Raw genomic sequence first — 17,902 nt, forward strand, 5'->3', positions numbered from 1 at the left:
GGTAATCGTATTAGAAAAGGAGTATGCGGCCCACCAACCACATCTACTAACTTAGCATAATTTTATTTACCGGATTCCCTTCTTGTAAACTTGATCTAAACTTGCTGTAATTTCTTGTAATTCTGTGGGTAGAGATTTCGGATGTTCTTATGGTTGATGGACATAATATTCTCTAGGGTATATTTAAGCCACTCAAATGGATTCACCTCGTGCTTTTTGCAGATGGCAAAGAAGGAATAGATTCCTGCGGCTCTTTCTGCTGCTGAATGAGAACCTGCAAACAGGTAATTTTTTCTGCCCAGTGCCAATGGCCTGATGGCATTTTCCACTAAATTATTATCGATCTCCAGAATACCATCAAAAAGATAGGCGCTAAGTTGGTCCCAACGATCCATAGAATACTTGAAGGCCTTTCCGATAGGACTTTTGGGAAGGATTAGCCGATGCTTCATCTGATCGAACATCCATTTGCCAAATTCATTGATGACAGGCAGTGCTTTTTCCAATCGCAGGGACTTACGCTGCTCCGGGCTTAAGTTTTGCTCTCGTGCCTGGGCTTCTACCGCGTATAGTTTCTGGATAAAGCCCAATGCTTTTTCAGCGCGCTCCCTATCATTATCTTTTGCCTTGTCAAATTCCCTTCTGGCGTGGGCCCAGCAGTTCAGGTGGGTAACCCCTTCACGCTTGCCGATTTTATCATAAGCGGCATAGCCATCACTTTGAAGGTAGCCTTTAAACCCGGCCAATACATGATCGGCAGCCTCACGGCTACGCCCGGGCCTGTAATCAAAGAGTACGCTGCCATCCATGGGACAATGATGTACCCAATAATACCCTTGATGTGTTTTTCCTTTTTTAGCGGGATCCATTACCCTTATGGGGGTTTCGTCACTTTGCAGATATCCTTTGGAGCGAATATCCTCCAGTAGGTGTTGGTAAAGGATATCGATGATTTTAAGGCTTTGCCTGGTCCAGCCTTCCAGTGTGGAGGAGGCTATGGGGATATCCGCCCTTTTAAAGCGTTGCAGCTGTCGGTAGAGCGGGAGATGGTCCTGGTACTTATCGACCAAGATCGAAGCTAGGAGTCCGGCCCCCGGGATTCCCTTTTCGATCACCCGCTCGGGAAGTTCCCCGATGATTACTCCTTCTTTATTGGTTGGAGCATACTTATAGCGGATGTAGCGTTTAATATAGTATCTGGCAGGCTCGTATTCCAGCTCGTCGGTCACTTCCTTGCCAATACAAACCATATCGGTAATATCTTCTTCAGGATAGATCTCGATCTCTTTGACCTCAAGATGCTCCGGAAGGGCCATTCTTCCTTTGTGGTTGGAAGTTTTTTTGCGACGCTGGCCACTGAGCTTTTCTTTTAACCCGGATTCTTGTGCCGCTGCCTTTTGGGGCTCCATTTCAAAGGGAAGGCCCAACTGGTTCTTATCCCCTTCGAAACGTTCCCTTTTTTGGCCAAAGGCCAGACGTTTGTAGTACTCCACCTGGAATTTCAGGTCAGCAATCTCATGCTGTGCTTTTTTAACTTCTTGCTCCCTTTTGGAAACACTTTTTTCAGCTTTTCCCCTCTTTTTCGTCTCCTTCTTCAGGAGGACCAAAAGCTGATCTTTAGTAAGGTTTTCTAAGGGTTCTTGCATGGGTTAAAGATACAAAAACAGACCTGTTAAACCTACCGTGAACCCCTGTTTTTACTAATAAAACACGATTATTTTCTAGTGGGAGTAGCGCAGTTTCTGAACACTTTTTTCAACCGTAATACCCTCTATCATCAGTACCAATTGCGGCCAGGTAAAACTGGTCTGATCTTCTTTAATTACAGGCGGAGTAAAGCTTCCGCGCTCCAGACGTTTGTAGTATAAAACAAAGCCGCCCCGCTCCCAGTGAAGCAGCTTGAGATGGGTGCGGTTACGGTTAAGAAAAACGAACACATCACCGCTGGTAGGCTTCCGGTTGAGCTCATTTCTCACCAGCCCGCTCAAGCCATTAAATGATTTTCGCATATCACAAGACTTACGATAAAAGTGATAATTATGGGAGGAACCTAAGGAGAACATTAATACAACTTAACTAACCGGGCAATAAGTCCCAGGTCCGCAGCATTCATTTGGAGTTTGACCCCGTTGGGATAAATAAGTTCCAGCTCACCCGATGACGACTTTAATCCCTTGGTAACTTCTACAAATCCCCCGGGCCGATCTTCATCTTTCTTTTTGCGGATCCAGTAACAAAAGGTGGAAGGACTGATTCCTTTTTCTTTGCTAAAAGCTTTTGCCGAAAGACCGCTATTACGATAGTCATTAACTAAAGTGTACATTTCTCCCTGTTTGCTCATAATAAATATTATTTTAGAGCAAAGCTATCGGTAGAAAGTTAACTAATCAAGATGCAGTTGGTGGGGTGGATACGGCAGAATCGACTTTCGTTAACCATTATACCTAACGGTCCAGTATAACCGTCAGTTACGGGTTAAAGTAAGCAAATTTTTCGGTTTAGAACTGGCGTTAGCAATTCCGAGTGGATTCGCTTGAGCCTGTCCTGAGCCCAGTCGAAGGGTAGTCGAATCCGCCGTAATTGCGGTTATACATTGTTACCTGCTGGCTTTTTTCAATATTCAGATTGGATATTTCCATTAATCATCCAGTATTGATAAACTTCTCTATTTCTATTTTTTAATAATTCTCTACTTAAATCGTTACATTTCTTACTCCAATAAAGTCCTTCGTAAATTCCAACAACTAATAAATTATCAATTTCTTTATCATTCTTATTTCCTAAGTAGTTAAAGAAGGAAAATGAGTCAAAAATCAGTTTATTTGGTTTTTCCAATTCCGTAATCTGCTCAGATAGTCTCAAACTCAAATCTCCAAAAACAGAATAAAGTAAGTCGTCAGAAGTATGGTCACTTATTTTATCAAAATCAGGCACTTTTTTATATAATTCTTCAACTAAAGGATGCATATAGGATTCTAATTCGTTTGATTCTGTATTTAATTTGATTTCATTTCCATAGCTTGTGTTATTTTCGAAAGTCAGACTTGAAGTATCAGAATTCCCAAATTCAATTGCTTCTACAAGAGAATTCACGATTTCGGTTTTCGTTAAATCACAACTGCTAAAATCCGTTGATTTTAGATTGCACTCCGAAAACCTTGCATTTCGAAAGTTTGAATTCGAAAAATCTACTCCAAAATAACAGTTTTCAAACATCGCATCTTGAAAATTTGATTCAACAAATGATTCTCCATTATCAAAATCCACATTTCGATAAAATCTTTGTCCCTTTTGATAATGGTCTAATATTTCTTTTTTTGTTTTCAATCGTTTTTCAGCTTGCAGGTAACGGTCTCGTATAAGAATAGTGCGGTTTTGAGTGCGAGGATTTTCCTTCGGAAAATCAGATGCAAGTAAACAAGCACTAACTTTTGATTTAGGAATAAACTTACGCATTATTTTTATACAATGTTGTAAAACGTTTTTATTTCAATTGCCACCATTTTTTCCGTTTAATCAACTTGTCAATCGAAAATGATTTAGTTATTCCGTTTGTCTTTTCATATTCCAATTGTTGATTTATTGGCTCAATAATATGTTGCCAACCTGCTGAAAAACTTGCTCTTATTTCACTTCCATTCGGTGTGTAATTCCTTTCGATTGGAATTTTTCCAATATTTTCAAACAATTCGGCAAAGTTTTTTTTATACATTTTTGGTAAATACCAAGTTACTTTTGACTCTTCTTTCCAATTCCCAAAACTTGCAACTAAAACATTACATTTTTTAAAATCAGAAACTGTTGGTTTATTTGTCTGATTTATTCTTGTAGTAACAATTAGATTGTAACCAAAACCTGTTTCAAAGTCAGATTCTAAAACAATTCCCCCACCATAATTTCCATTTTCCAATTTGAATGTTAAACAACTTCCTTTTTCAAATATTGGTACTTTCTTAGAAATCCGCTTTCTGGCTTTTGGTTTTGCTTTCTCCGATTCTAATTTTATCAAAAATTTATCAAGAACAACTTTTCTTTTCTTTATGTCAGATTCGCTTGCATCAAGTTCTTTCCAAACTTTTAAGTCAGATTCGCTTTCGATTATTTCACGAACTTTTTCCAAAATGTCATTTGACAAACTTTTAGTTTCCCAAAGAGCCAAAGCCAAAGTAAACCAAAAGTCATTCGTTCCGTTTGGATTGTCAGAAATCAGCCTTTTTTTGATTTCAGTCGGTTCTTTTCCGTCATTATATAAATCAAAAAAGTCAGCATAAATATCTGCTGAAGTATCATTACTTTTTATGGCTGTTCCCCAAGTTCCCAATTCAGTTTGTGGTTTTGTTCAAATGTTTTACAACGGTCTCGGCTATGAGTAGTTGCTTGGTTTAGCGGTTAACTAATCAAGAATACACCAAATTGAAAATCCAAGAGGATTTTCAGAAGTAATCGAGAACAAGCAATTACTTATAGCCATTGTTGTGCATAGTTTTTTATAGGTCAGATAATTTTGTGTTTTTGTCTATTAATAGCCATTCAGTCCATTGCCAATATGGAAAATGAGGATTTAAATCAAGCCCATTTTCTAAAATCATCTTCTTTCTTAACCCACTGAACGAATAAGTTTCTCCTGTATCATCCAATTTTAAACATTTACTTCCTTTTCTGTAAATAGTCGCAATTTTTTCAATTCCTTTTTTCTCGCTTAAAGGTATATATTTTACTTTTTGACCAACTTTTATTTTTTCTTCTTGAAACAATTTTGTTATGTATCTACCTTTTCTTTTTTTGCCCGTGTCTTTCGGTGAATTCGATTCGGTTACCAGAAAATTTCTCGCAATAAATTCATTTTCATTATCTTGAAAATAATCAAAAGTTAAAACATTAATTTGAAGTCCATTTCCAGCAAGATATTTACATATTCTTTCTGTGATTAAGTCAATGGAAGAGCCAACAATATAGATTTTTTGGTTTTCATTAATTTCAATGTCTTCTTCGTAGTCATCGAACTTTTCAGACATTAATTCTGAAACGCTTTTTTCAATTCCGTTTTTTGTCAGGATGTCATTTATTCCATCTTCATCAAGAGTATTAATCCAAGATGCATAATCTAAAGCTTGAGCTGTCACCTCTCTTGTCGTTAAGCCACGTTTAAGCTCTAAGACAATCAAGTCTCCATTCTCGTCAATCGCCAATAAGTCAATTTCCATTCCGTGATCGGTTTTAATTTTAGAACCAATAAGAATAGCATCTGGTAGAACGATTGAAATGTCTTCCTCTATCCATTTGTGTATTCGATCTTCGTAATCAAGATTATTTGAGTTGATTTCAATCAATTTATTATTCTCGACTTTCCAAAGTTTTGTTTTATCCATTCAGTTTTTTAAAATTATGCACAACGGTTTAGGCTATGAGTAGTTGCGTGGTTTAGCACTTAACTTTGCAAATACACACCAAACTGAAAATCCTCGAGGATTTTCAGAAGTAGGCGAGAACAAGCAATTACTTATAGCCATTGTTGTGCGTTCGTGCTTTTTCTTATTTATTCTCGTTAATTAAATATCCTATTTTTTCAGAAAATTTCGTTGATCCTCTTTTATTCATATGAGAGGAATTATAAAAGTATTTTCTGTTGTAACATAAAGAATCGTTTGAGAAATTTAAATATTGGATATTTTCATTTATTGCGATATTTGTTAAAACAGTATCTATGTGTTTTTTATAGGGTGCTTGATAGGTATGGGATTCATAGTATGAAGGAGACCAAACAAAATATATTTTAATATTATTTTTTTTGCAATCTTGAATTATTTGTTTTAGCACAGATAAACCTTGATTGTAAATTTTTAAATCATATTCAGTTCTTGATTTATCTTTTTGAAGTATTTTCTTAAAATTCAGATAGTCTTTTTCAATCCAATCTATATCGTGTTCAACATATCCGTTTATTACGTTTGAACAAATAGAACGATTTTTTAAAGATTTTATTTGTTTAAAAATACTCATTTCATAGCCTCTATATTTATAGAGGGGAATATATTGTTCGAAATAGAAGTCAGCATCATTTTTTTTTGCAAACGATTGGTATTCTTTTGAGTAAAAGAATGGTAAGTATTGAAATTTATCAAAGAGTGTTTTTGAATTTTGAAGACTTGATGCATCTAAATCTATAATTAAAATTTTAGGTTTTTTATTTCGGTTAAAATAAGATTCCCATCTAATTTTAAGTACAGAATAAGGAGTTCCGCTAAGTCCTAAATTATAGGTTTTTAATCCAGTTATTTTATTAATAATTTCCGTATTGTAATGTGTTTGTGCTCTTGATGTTCCTATAATTGCTATGTCTGTGTCTAGTTTTCCTTTAAATATTTTATACCAAGTATTATTATTACAACTGTTTTCTTTTGATAAGTAATAATCAAGCATAAAATGCAATCCAAATAATAGCACATATATTATTAAGAATGTTTTTATAAGTTTTAATGCGAACTTTCTCATAATTAAAATTGAAAATATACGAAGTTAGACGCTTGATTTTTAATAGAAAATATAATACTAGCTATAGTAAATAGATAAATTATGTATTTAAAGATTATTGTACTCTTAGTAGTATTATGATTTGTGAAAACAATTTCTTCATTTCTATAATACCAGTCAACAATTATGAAAAAAGTCAGATAAATAATTAATGGTCTAATATCTAGTTCATAGGTTTTAGCTGTTTGTATTCTAAAGAAATTATTTTGATTAAATATACCTTTTATATACTCAAAAGCATCATTTACGGTTTTTGACCTAAAAAATATCCAAGCAAATGCAGTAAGAATAAAAGTATATAGCATACTATTAAATTCTTTAAAACTTGGAATAAATTTATTTTTTGTTGTTGTATAAAGATGTTTCCTGTTTTTTTTCATTAAAAATATGGGTAAAAAATAAAAAGCATTTAAAATTCCCCAAATTATATATGTCCAATTTGCTCCATGCCAAAACCCACTTACTATAAAAATTATAAAAATATTACGAACTGTTAATATGTTAGATGTTTTAGAACCTCCTAAAGGAATATAAACATAATCTCTAAACCAAGTTGATAAAGAAATATGCCATCTTCTCCAGAATTCAGCTATATTTCTTGAAAAGTAAGGAGTTCTGAAATTTGTCATTAAATTTATTCCAAATAACTTTGCTGTTCCAATTGCTATATCTGAATAACCAGAAAAATCACAATAGATTTGGAATGAAAATAAAATTGCACCAACAATTAAAGTTCCTCCAGAATAGTTCAAATAATTTTGAAATATATCATCTACAAATATCGAGCAAGTATCTGCAATTACTACTTTTTTAAATAATCCCCAAAGTATTAGTCGCATTCCATCAATAGCTTTTGAGTAGTCAAAATATCTTTTTTTATAAAATTGAGGAAGTAAATTAGTTGCTCGTTCAATTGGTCCTGCGACTAATTGAGGAAAGAAACTTACAAAAGCAGAAAAAGCAATAAAGTCTTTAGTTGATTGAAGTTTTCGCTTATAAACATCTATAGTGTAGCTTAACGTTTGAAAAGTGTAAAAACTAATTCCAACAGGTAATATAATGTTTAGGGAATTTGCATTTATTTCAGTTCCAAAAAAGGAAAAGGCTGTAATAAAGTTATCAAGAAAAAAATTGTAATATTTAAAGAAACCAAGAAATCCAAGATTAACAAGAATGCTTGTCCAAAGTAGTATTTTTCTTTTGGTTTGATTCTCTTGTTTTGAAAGTTTAATTCCAATAAAATAATCTACGATTGTACTAAAAAGAATTAATGATAAAAACCTCCAATCCCACCAACCATAAAAAATGTAACTTGATATTACAATTAATAAGTTTTGTAATTTTAATTTTTTATTAGTAATGAACCAATATAGAATAAAGATAATGGGCAAAAATATTGCAAAGTCGATAGAGTTAAATAGCATTTTTTATTCTAAATGTTCAATGTTTTCGGTTTTTTTCCGCATGACGCACAACGGATTTGTATAACCGTCAGTTACGGATTTAAAGATAGTAATTTTCGGTTTAGCACAGGCTCTAGAAATTCCGAGTGGATTCGTACGTAGTCGAATCCGCCGTAATTGCGGTTATACATTGTTGGCACCAGTTTTTATTCACATAATTGTTTTAGTTTTTCAAAATCTTCATCAGCCTCAAAATGTTTATTTTTTTCAAGGTCTAATTTAAGTGCCTTCTTAAAATCTTTACAGGCATCTTTCTCCTCGCCAAGTTCTAAATAAGTCCCTGCACGGTTGAAAAGTCCAATATCATAGTTCTTTTTGAGCTTAAGAGCTTCATTTATTTTTTCAAGTGCTTCTTTAGGTTTTTCAATTTCTCTGTAAAGACTTGCCCAATTATTATAAAGAATATGAAGGTTTGGTTGATTTGGAAATTCAGTTACTATCTTTTGATAATCAGCTAAGGCTTCATCAAATAATTCTAATTTCTTTTTTATGTTAATAAGATTTGCCAATGATTTAAAATCCTTTGGTTTGAGTTCTAATTGAGACTCTAAATCTGTTTTTGCATCCTCATACTTCTCCAACCTAATATTGGCATAAGCTCTGTCAAAGTATATATCTGAGAATGATGGTTTTTTCTCAATAATCTTGGAATAGTCAGAAACTGCCATTTCAAAGTTATTATTATCCATATAAGTGTTAGCTCTTGCATAAATGACACTTAAATTGTCAGGGTTTAATTCTAAAGATTTGGAATAGTCAGATATAGCTAATTCATATTGTTTTCTCATTCGATACACATTTCCTCGATTTGAATATGGTCCTGGCGCATCTGGATAAAGTTTTATTGCCTCTTCAAAAATTGAGAATGCTTTATCTATTTTTCCTTTTTTCGCAAGTTCAATCCCTTTAGAATTCAGTTCCAGCGCAGTTTGAGAAATTAAATTTTGAGTCGTTATTAATAGGATTGCTATTGCTAAAATTTTGTTCATTTCGTTTTTTTAAATTGGAGCCAACGTTTTTGTATAACAATCAGTTGCGGATTGTTTGGAAACTAAGATAGCTAAAATTCCCGACTTTTATGCTTGTGCGGTTGTGTCCGCAGGACACAAAGCCGCAATTGTTGTTATACGGTGTTAGCCACTGGCTTTTTTCGTTACTTTATTTACTTTCACATAAAACCAAGGCGAAGATTCAAAGCCGTTTTTCTCGTCATTCATATATTCCACCATTTCAGTCCAATTATCATTTTCGTTAATCAGTCCGAATTCGTTAATTTCAATTCCGAACTTTTCGATTAAGTCACTTGCTAAATCGTGACAATGAAAACTATGAAATTCACCACTATTCTCAATTCCGATTAAGTCGTAGCCTAAAGTCAGTTCATCGTTTTTTTCTGTTATTCCTTTTTTTAAATTTTCAGAAAGTCCGATTTCGCCAAAACTTGTCTTTTCAGGATTGAATAAATTTAGTAATTCGGTTCTTTCTGATTCGGGAAAGTTAATACTCAATATTTCACTTTCTGCTTTTGCAAAAAATGTATTTTTATATTCGACCAAGGTTTCCAAATCGGCAAATGTGCAAATCCATCCGATTTTGTTTTCCTCCATTTTTTTGTCCGTCCAATTCTGAATTTTTTTAATCATTTTTTCATTAAGATTAAAATCCGTTTTGGTTTCTGCACTAATATTTTTTCCGTTTTCAGCCCACGAAATTGACCAAGCGTCAAAAAAGGAATCATTGATACAAGTGGTACAAGTATGCAATTTTTTTCCTTCGTAAGTTCCGAAATTGGAATCACAAAGTTTAATTAAATAATATGCTCCAATGTAGTATCTCAATTATTTTTTCAGCTTGTGGCTAACGGTTTGTATATGGAAAGTTGCGTGTTTGTGTGCGAGGATTTTCCGAAGGAAAATCAGAAGCTAGCAAACGAGCAACTAACTTTGGTTTAGCTAAAACTAGCAATTTTTTATATACGGTGTTAGCACACGGTTTTTCTTTTCAGTTTATAAATCCTTTTTTTACTGCCCATTCAAACATTTCAATACAGAGCCAAATAAAACCTAATAATGCACTTAAAACTCCGATGGTTTTCATAATTAGCGTTCCGCTTTTTTTACTAAATAAACGTTTAATGAAATTCGGAATAATTTCGTTGAATAATTTCTTAATTGCTCTAAAGAAAACTATAATTCCATAAATCAAACGCATTAAGTAAGTCCGTTTTACAATTCGGTCTTCATATTCAAAAGTGTCAGCCATTAAATATGCAGAATCCGTAAGTTTTACTTTTGCGTAATTCTTTTTTTCTTTCACTAATTTCACATAGCCAAATCTAATCGACCATTGTTTTTTAATAAAGTCAGAAATGTCTGGTGGAAATCCATTTAGCCTTAAAGTCAGTTTAGTGATTTTTACGACTTCTTTTTTAGTTGTCAAAAGATAGTTCAGAAGAAAATTCGAGTAAATATCTTCTATTTTGCTTTCTAACTCGACTTTCTTTTTTATGCTATCAAAATTTAACAATTCTATTTAGGTTTTTTTTTGAGTTCGGTTTTCAACTGTGTGCTAACGGTCTCGGATATGAGTAGTTGCGTGCTTTAGCACTTAACTTTGCAAGTACACATCAAACTGAAAATCCGCGAGGATTTTCAGAAGTAGGCGAGAACAAGCAATTACTTATAGCCATTGTTGTGTGTAGTTATTAATTGTCAAAATAGTTTTCTATTTTAAACTCAAATTCGGTTTGTTTTTCAGGTCTTATAGTAATATTTCCATAAGTTCCTGTTACTTCAGCTTCTGATTTCCAATTGCCTCTTGTGAATTTAAATTGAGCAGGACTTTTCAATTTAAGAGTTATTTGTCTCTCAAAATCAGAGACTTTTTCCATTTTGATTTTTTCAGGATTCCACTTTCCTAAATTATCTTGATTACCAGTAATGTATAATGTATCTTCTTTTTTAGGCACTTTTACTTTTATTGTGACTTTATACTCTTCTTTACTTAATTCTTTCTCTTGTAAATCAAATATTTCTTTGAAATAAAAGTCGAGTCCTTTGTTTAAACTTGGCGGAAACGTACTCCAATGATTACACTCTGGAAATTCATTTATTTTGACTTTGAGGTTATTGTTTTTTAGTTCTTGTCTGTAGAAAGAATATACTTTCTCTCTTGCTGGTTTCCACTCTTTCCAATAGTCAATTCCCTCGTTAGCATTACTTAAATATAAATAGGTTGGTTTTTCTATTTTGGAATAATCAAAACTCACAAGTTCGTTTGCCAATTTATCTTTGTCATATGCGAGATTTGGCGAAATGGTTATGTATGAATTAAACAAATTAGGATTTTTAATAAATGAGCTTAAAACAAATGAAGCACTTAACGAATGTCCAACTGTTATCCTGTTATTTAAAGTTCTGTAGTTTGAATCTATAAATGGTATTACTTCATCACTAACAAACGCAAAGAAATTGTCAGCATTACCAGAATATTTTCCATATCTGTCTTTTGATTCTTTTGTTTCTAAAACAGGTAACAAATCATTATTCCTTGCGTAGTCAAGTTTTTCATTGTATGGTGAAGTTATCCCAACAACAATGTATGATTTTGTATTATCAGTCAAAAACGAAATCATTGAACTCGTATAATCAAAGAACTCCCTGCTTTGGCTGTCAAATACATAAATAACGTTAAAAGATTCATTTTCTCTCCAATCGTAATCGATAGGTGTGTAAATTAAGATTTCTCTTTCTTGGCCTAAATTTTTTGATTCGATTTTGACATTTTCAACTCTTGCTATATTTTGTCCAAATATCGAACTTGAATAAAACGTTATTAGAGTAATTAGAATAATGTTTTTTATCATATTTTATCGATTTCGTTTAATTACACACAACGGTCTTGTATAACAATCAGTTGCGGGTTGTTAGAAACTAAGATAGCTAAAATTCCCGACTTTAATGCTTGCGCGGCTGTGTTCGCAGGACACAAAGCCGCAATTGTTGTTATACGTTGTTAGGCAACGTTTTTTATTCCGTGGCGTTTCTTTTTATCAAGTCAATAGCAAAGTTCATTTGAGTGTCTTTGTTATTGATAAAGTCTTCAAATGTTTGCTCTACTATAAAATCTGGTATAACGCCTCTACCGAAAGGCTGTGTGTCTTTTTTCTTCACATCTTGTGTTAAGTTTACAATTGAAAAGTCGGTTGTAAAATTAGATTTTGGCAATTTATATTCTACAGGAAAAGAACCGTTATGACCATAATAGCCACCGCTTGTTTCTTCGCCAATAACAATAGCATTCGTGTTTGAAGCCACCATTGAAGCAAAAAGAGAAGCGGCTGAAGCAACAAATGGACTTATTAGTAGATATACCTGACCTTTAAACCTGTTCCTTTTTGGTTGATATGTTTCTATATGTCTATAATATCGCCTATTGTTTTTTACAATTGGCAATTCTTTTTTCATCATTTTTTTAAGTTTTCCTTTTGCGAAAGGTTTTAAATAAAAAGGGATGTTTATTTGAAAGTATTTCCAATAAGGTATGGACTCTGTAAACCCTATCCAAGCTGTTCGGATTTCTTTTTGTGGTGAGTTTGCCAAATAGGATAACGTAACCATATCATTGGGTTTGTCTCCTCCGCCATTGTTCCTGATATCTACAATCAGGTTTTCAAACTTATTGTGGTTTAAATCAAAAAAAACCGAATCCAAAAAATGTTTGTATTTTAAGTGACTTTTCTCGCTACCACTACCAAGACTGAAACTGTTTATTGTTAAAATAGCAGTTTTTGAATCTATTTTTTTTAGCGAATAGTAGTCGCTTTTTTCAACATCATCATATAACTTATTATCTAATTTTCGGGAATGCCTGTTTGCAAAGTTTTCGTAATATTTTTTGTAGCTGACACTACTTAAAGTAATACTTTGGTTTTGTTTAAGTTTGGGGTTTTTGTACACAACCTTAAATTCATCTTCTAAACCAAAATTGTAACGATAGTATTTACTGAAATGTTTATCGATTCCAATTTTTTTGCCAGTTGTGTTAAATCCATCGGTTGTGTAATATTTGCCAAGCTCCCTTAACAATTGTTCTTTGTTATGGCTGTTTACAGAAATAATTTCTGAACCTAATGGAATATCCTTGTTTTCAATATTTATAAAGAATTTTCCTTCAATAATTTTTAACGAAAGCGGAAAATATCCTTTTGGTTCATTTTTTACAGATTTCCAAAGTTTGTCGGACCAGTATGTGCCATTGTGAACACTACCTTCATAATCTGTCAAAGTTGTTAGTAAATTATAAAAATCACGATACGATTTTAAATGCGGTATTTCATTATAAGCCCACGAATAAGTGCTATCAATCTGTTTTTTTGTACGGTAAGTGTAAAGCCCAGAATTTACGGTTTCCCGAATTTTTATAAATGTTTTTAAATCTTTCCGCATTTTCTTTTGCGAAAAACTATCGTCTATGGATTGTGCAAATATGACGTTGGAAAGTATGAAAAAGAGTATTAGGAAATAAGCCGTTTTTTTCATTCGGATTTAAAATTTTTCCAAATATAAGTGTATGTCAAAAAGCACACTTGTATAATCTTGGCAATTACTAAATTTCGATAAGATTTGCTTGATATTTTTTGGGCGAGATACCAATATAGCGTTTAAAGGTTTTGGAAAAATGAGCCATATCTGTAAAACTGTACCGATAAGCCAGTTCGGTAAGTTCCGAATTTCGGTCGATACGTGTTTTACAGGAAAATATTTTCTTCATCAAAATATAGTTCATCGGTGTCATCCCAATTGCAGCCTTAAATTTTTTGACAAATCCATATTTATTGATGTTCGCCATTTTTGAAAGCTCGTCCAGACAGAATTTATCGAAGATGTTGTTTTCTATGTAGTTGTTTATTTCGTTGAAACCGTTAAGATTTTGTTCGGCATATTCCGTTTCGTTTTCCTGTGAGTGGAATTTGAGTGTACTTATAAATTGTTTTAAGAAAAATTCAATGCTTTTGGGATTCTTTGTGTCCATAGCATTTTTGAGTTTCACGAATAATTGGTTTGCTTTTTCGCTATTGATTTTTCGGTTTAAAAATGTGATGTTTTTTCCGTTAACCAGGTATTTCATCAAGTCGTTTGATAGATAGATAGTGTCAAAACTCAAACAAGTATTTTTGTCTATCAAAGGGTTGGAATGTATTTCATAAGGGTTGGTAATCGAAATACTGCCTTTTTCGCTAAAGAGGCTTTGGCTTTCAAACTCAATTTGTTCAATTCCATTGTGTATTAGCGAGATGCAAAACGTTTCGTGAAAATGTTTAGGAAAATCGGTCGTTTGGTTTTCTATGTTTATATATTCTAAATTATCGAATAACATTCTTTTTGTTCGGGTTTTTCTTTAAATGTTGCCTAACGTGTTTGTATATGGCTAGTAGCGTGAAAATCAGCAATTATTTTTCAATTAAGCACGAGCCGAATTTTTTAATTTTCTTATTATCTTTTTTACCCAATAAGCTAAATTAAAAAATTTGGCGGACTTGCAAATATGCCTTAACTTCCGATTAAGCAACTGCATAGCTATGAGCTATATACGGTGTTGGCAATAGTTATTTATGGCTCTTTTCTCTATTTTCGTCTTTATGCAATATTTGTATATTGGTTTTATCATCAACACCACCTTTAGCTAAGGATTTAATATGATCTACTTCAATATCATCACCAACGAATACTGGAGCACCTGAAAATGGACTAATATTATTTTGGGATTTGATAAACTCTTTTTTTTCTTTATCGTTTAATTTGAGTTTTCTTTCTTGTTTCTGATATTTATTTTTAATATCAGAAATCATAGATGTAAAAACTTCAAAGCCATTATTTTTTTCTTGATTTTCGACAGGTATCTCTTTCATAAAAGCAAAAACTTCGATTATATCTTTTTTTAGACTTATTCGATGATGTTTTACCATCTCAAAATTTATGTCTTTTAAAATATACCACAGAATATAAAAATCTTGCATTGTTCTTCTGAAGTATTTATTTTGTTTATTTGCTTTGAAAATTAAATCTAATTCATTTTTTAAAAAATCTTGTATATCGTTTTCGATATCTCTATCTATTAATACAAATTTTACTTTTTTAGTAAATGATATAATATTTTTCAAAGATTTTAGATAGTTCTTTTTAGCTTCATTGTTTTCTGAAACTTCTTGAAATAAAAGAGTTATTGATGCTTTATTTCCTATTCTTGCATTTATTCTATCTGTTTTTTGATAAATATCTAAGCTTTTATGGGTATTATCAGAATTTTGAGAATAATCTAGATAAATCAAGGATGTTATCAGTTCTTCACTTTCCATTCTATCTCTATCAGTCTTTCTTGTTAACTGTTTTAAATAGAACCAAGGTTTTAGAGTAGAAGTTAGTTTCTTAATTTCATCTATTATTGAATTATCAACCCAGCTATTCCACATTTCAAAACTGTTAACTCTGATTGGATATGGCTTGTCATTTAAGCGAATAAATAAATCTATTGGATCGAAGTAAGGGTTTTGGCTTTCATCAATTTCAATTATATATAATTGAAAATCTAGGATTTTACTTTGTTGTTCTTCCGTTAGATCATTAAATGTAAATCCATCCAACTCTTTTAAAATTCTTAATTTTCTTAATTTGAAATTATGATTTTTAGAAATCGCTAATTCATTGTTTTCACTTAAATACTTTTCACCAATAAACCCCAAAATGGTTAATAATCTTTGTTGCCCATCAATAACTTCATTAATACCATCTTTTCTTTTATAAACAAAAATCGGAGGAAGTTTAATATCTAATAATATACTTTCAATTATAGAAGCGGCTTTAGTGGGATTAATTACTTCTTTTCTTTGATAAGAAGGTCGTATCAAAAACCTCCTTCTTTGCATAGTTCTAACTATGTCATCAATAGAGTTTCTGGAAGGTTCAGGTTTATTTAACCTTAAACTTTCTAATTCAGATAAAGCGGTATTTGTATCTTTAGGTTTTCTAAGTTCTTTTAATTCTTCTCTTTTTTCTGAATCAGCTACCAAGTAAATGCTTAAATCACTATTAGTAAACTGCGATAAAAAGTTTATAGTAGAATTGAACCTTGTTAAAACTACTTTACTAAATTGATAATCTTCAGTAGTATAATCACTAATATGATTGTTTATATAATTTGATGCTTTAACAATAAACTCTTCATTGAAGATAATGGAAATATTTTCTTGCTCTAAAACACCTAAACCCCAAAGAAGTGTTTCTAAAGCTAAACGATTAATTCTTAAATCATTATTCTGAGAGTATTCTTTGATTAATGAAATGTTTCTTAATTGTTTTATGAAATCGTCTACTACTTTATTGCAATCTTCTGTATTATTAGAAAATACTTCATAGAGAAGAGTTAAAATTTCTGTTCTTCCACCTCCGCTAGCATAAGATTTTATAGGGTACATTGGCAATACTAAAAATCTTCTGATAAATGACATTATATCTTCTACTGGAGGATTTTCTTTTTTATTCTTAGTGGGTTTAAAAAACGTATTGTAAATACATTTTCTTAATTCTAAATCTTTTTGAAGAATTTCCTTAAATTCATTAGAAAGTTCATCTTCATCATATTTAGCATTATCTACTTCAGATTTTTTTAAAGGAGTAATACCAGTATTATATCTTGAGAATATCTCTTTCTTTACTCGATCAGCTAAGTGAGCATCAAGTGGAGGTTCATTAACTAGTGTGAAATTAATAATTCTGATTTTTGCATCTAAAAAATTATCTAATATTTCCGATTCCACTTTAGTTAACTCACTAAAAGTTTTTTATTTAATTGTCTTAAAATTTTCAATCCTTTTGAGCTTAATGAAAATTGATTATCCATAAATCTCAAAATTGTTTCAAACCTTTGACGACCATCTATTATTTCAATACTTTTATTATTATCAAAGAATATTAATGGAGGCACTTCAGTTCCAATCAATATACTTTCGATAAAATATGTAGCCTTATTATTATCCCAAACGTAGTTTCTTTGGTAGTAAGGTTTATAATCAATTCTATTTTTCAATCTTGGACTATATAAACTATCTATGGATTGAGAATAAGTTTCAATTTTTAGATGCTGTTTAAAAATTTTTTCAAAAAGTTGTTCTTTATTTTCCATAGATTTTTTTTAATTATTGCCAACGGCTTCGTATAATCGTCAGTTGCGGATTGGTTAAAACTAAGATAATTAAAAATACTGAATATTATGCTTACGCGTTTTTGTCCGCAGGACAAAATGCCGCAATTGCTATTATACGTTGTTACCCAATTTAGCGACACGCTTTGATTGGTTTTTTTGTTCTTATCCTCTTTAAAAAATGTTGTCAGCTTTATCGAATATCGGTTTAGATATTATTTTACTTTTTTCGTTTTTTAAGAGTAGAAAAGAAGCTTTTCAAATTTAAAGTTGATAGTAAATTTTACAATTTTAAATTCCTCCGGCGTTGCTTTTTTATTTTTAGTTGGATTTTTCAACTCAAATTTAGGAAGAGATTTGTTCTGCGTGATGATTTTCGCGTTGTTGATGATTCTGGAGTTCCGATTTCATTTAAAAGTTCCGATTTTGAAATTTTTTTCTCGTGCTTGTCCACTTAAAGTCAGTTTCAATTTCTAAAAATAACAGTCAATTTTATCCAATATTAGCTTTTATTTATTTGGCTTTTTATTCTTGAAGTCTTTAAAAATGGTATCCGATCTTATCGAATTTTAATTAAAACTTTTTGGCGGTCAGTTCGGTTTTCAGGATGTGTTTTTGTTCAGAGCTATTTTGGGTAACGGTTTGTGTATGAATAGTAGCGGATTTATTTCGTATACTTTTCGGTTTATAACTTTACTTTAAAGGTAAAA

At 31.8% G+C, this 17,902-nt stretch carries 16 protein-coding genes; all 16 read right to left on the minus strand.

Translation table 11 applies throughout. The features are described from left to right. Positions 1 to 95: 95 nt before the first annotated feature. The 16 genes from tnpC to ACN0WI_RS16260 all read right to left on the minus strand — a co-directional run bounded on the left by tnpC (position 96) and on the right by ACN0WI_RS16260 (position 17,174). Entirely contained in the window at positions 96 to 1,646 is a 1,551-nt protein-coding gene (gene tnpC, locus ACN0WI_RS16185; protein ID WP_290233132.1) for an IS66 family transposase, read from the minus strand. 75 nt (positions 1,647 to 1,721) lie between these two features. Then, the gene (gene tnpB, locus ACN0WI_RS16190; RefSeq protein ID WP_290232202.1) at positions 1,722 to 2,063 is read right to left on the minus strand and encodes an IS66 family insertion sequence element accessory protein TnpB; all 342 of its coding nucleotides are present in this window, start codon (positions 2,061 to 2,063) and stop codon (positions 1,722 to 1,724) included. After that, the gene (gene tnpA / locus ACN0WI_RS16195; protein ID WP_290233135.1) at positions 2,063 to 2,341 is read right to left on the minus strand and encodes an IS66 family insertion sequence element accessory protein TnpA; all 279 of its coding nucleotides are present in this window, start codon (positions 2,339 to 2,341) and stop codon (positions 2,063 to 2,065) included. The genes tnpB and tnpA overlap by 1 nt, the downstream gene beginning before the upstream one ends. Positions 2,342 to 2,613: 272 nt before the next feature. Further along, on the minus strand, positions 2,614 to 3,456 hold the full coding sequence (locus ACN0WI_RS16200) for a pentapeptide repeat-containing protein (protein ID WP_417888089.1): 843 nt from the start codon (positions 3,454 to 3,456) through the stop codon (positions 2,614 to 2,616). Positions 3,457 to 3,484: 28 nt separating this feature from the next. Then, positions 3,485 to 4,321, minus strand: a complete 837-nt coding sequence (locus ACN0WI_RS16205) for a hypothetical protein (protein ID WP_417888090.1) — start codon at positions 4,319 to 4,321, stop codon at positions 3,485 to 3,487. A 166-nt stretch (positions 4,322 to 4,487) separates the two neighbouring features. After that, the gene (locus ACN0WI_RS16210) at positions 4,488 to 5,369 is read right to left on the minus strand and encodes a hypothetical protein (RefSeq protein WP_417888091.1); all 882 of its coding nucleotides are present in this window, start codon (positions 5,367 to 5,369) and stop codon (positions 4,488 to 4,490) included. A 163-nt stretch (positions 5,370 to 5,532) separates the two neighbouring features. Beyond that, positions 5,533 to 6,492: a DUF1574 family protein gene (locus ACN0WI_RS16215; protein ID WP_417888092.1), complete on the minus strand. Its 960-nt coding sequence runs from the start codon at positions 6,490 to 6,492 to the stop codon at positions 5,533 to 5,535. Between the two features lie 2 nt (positions 6,493 to 6,494). Continuing rightward, positions 6,495 to 7,955, minus strand: a complete 1,461-nt coding sequence (locus ACN0WI_RS16220; protein WP_417888093.1) for an MBOAT family O-acyltransferase — start codon at positions 7,953 to 7,955, stop codon at positions 6,495 to 6,497. Between the two features lie 185 nt (positions 7,956 to 8,140). Further along, positions 8,141 to 8,983, minus strand: a complete 843-nt coding sequence (locus ACN0WI_RS16225) for a tetratricopeptide repeat protein (RefSeq protein WP_417888094.1) — start codon at positions 8,981 to 8,983, stop codon at positions 8,141 to 8,143. A gap of 144 nt (positions 8,984 to 9,127) precedes the next feature. Continuing rightward, a complete protein-coding gene (locus tag ACN0WI_RS16230; RefSeq protein WP_417888095.1) occupies positions 9,128 to 9,832 on the minus strand; it encodes a hypothetical protein in 705 nt (234 codons plus the stop codon). A gap of 163 nt (positions 9,833 to 9,995) precedes the next feature. Further along, complete coding sequence (locus ACN0WI_RS16235) at positions 9,996 to 10,433, minus strand: hypothetical protein (protein ID WP_417888096.1); 438 nt, start codon at positions 10,431 to 10,433, stop codon at positions 9,996 to 9,998. A 265-nt stretch (positions 10,434 to 10,698) separates the two neighbouring features. Beyond that, positions 10,699 to 11,859: an alpha/beta hydrolase-fold protein gene (locus tag ACN0WI_RS16240; RefSeq protein ID WP_417888097.1), complete on the minus strand. Its 1,161-nt coding sequence runs from the start codon at positions 11,857 to 11,859 to the stop codon at positions 10,699 to 10,701. A gap of 163 nt (positions 11,860 to 12,022) precedes the next feature. Further along, positions 12,023 to 13,534, minus strand: a complete 1,512-nt coding sequence (locus ACN0WI_RS16245; RefSeq protein WP_417888098.1) for a S41 family peptidase — start codon at positions 13,532 to 13,534, stop codon at positions 12,023 to 12,025. 67 nt (positions 13,535 to 13,601) lie between these two features. After that, positions 13,602 to 14,372, minus strand: a complete 771-nt coding sequence (locus ACN0WI_RS16250; RefSeq protein ID WP_417888099.1) for an AraC family transcriptional regulator — start codon at positions 14,370 to 14,372, stop codon at positions 13,602 to 13,604. Positions 14,373 to 14,601: 229 nt separating this feature from the next. Beyond that, on the minus strand, positions 14,602 to 16,809 hold the full coding sequence (locus ACN0WI_RS16255; protein WP_417888100.1) for a GmrSD restriction endonuclease domain-containing protein: 2,208 nt from the start codon (positions 16,807 to 16,809) through the stop codon (positions 14,602 to 14,604). A gap of 5 nt (positions 16,810 to 16,814) precedes the next feature. Further along, entirely contained in the window at positions 16,815 to 17,174 is a 360-nt protein-coding gene (locus ACN0WI_RS16260) for a DUF262 domain-containing protein (RefSeq protein WP_417888101.1), read from the minus strand. Between the last annotated feature and the right edge of the window lie 728 nt (positions 17,175 to 17,902).

This window comes from Zunongwangia sp. (assembly GCF_048269745.1).
Classification (GTDB): Bacteria; Bacteroidota; Bacteroidia; order Flavobacteriales; family Flavobacteriaceae; genus Zunongwangia.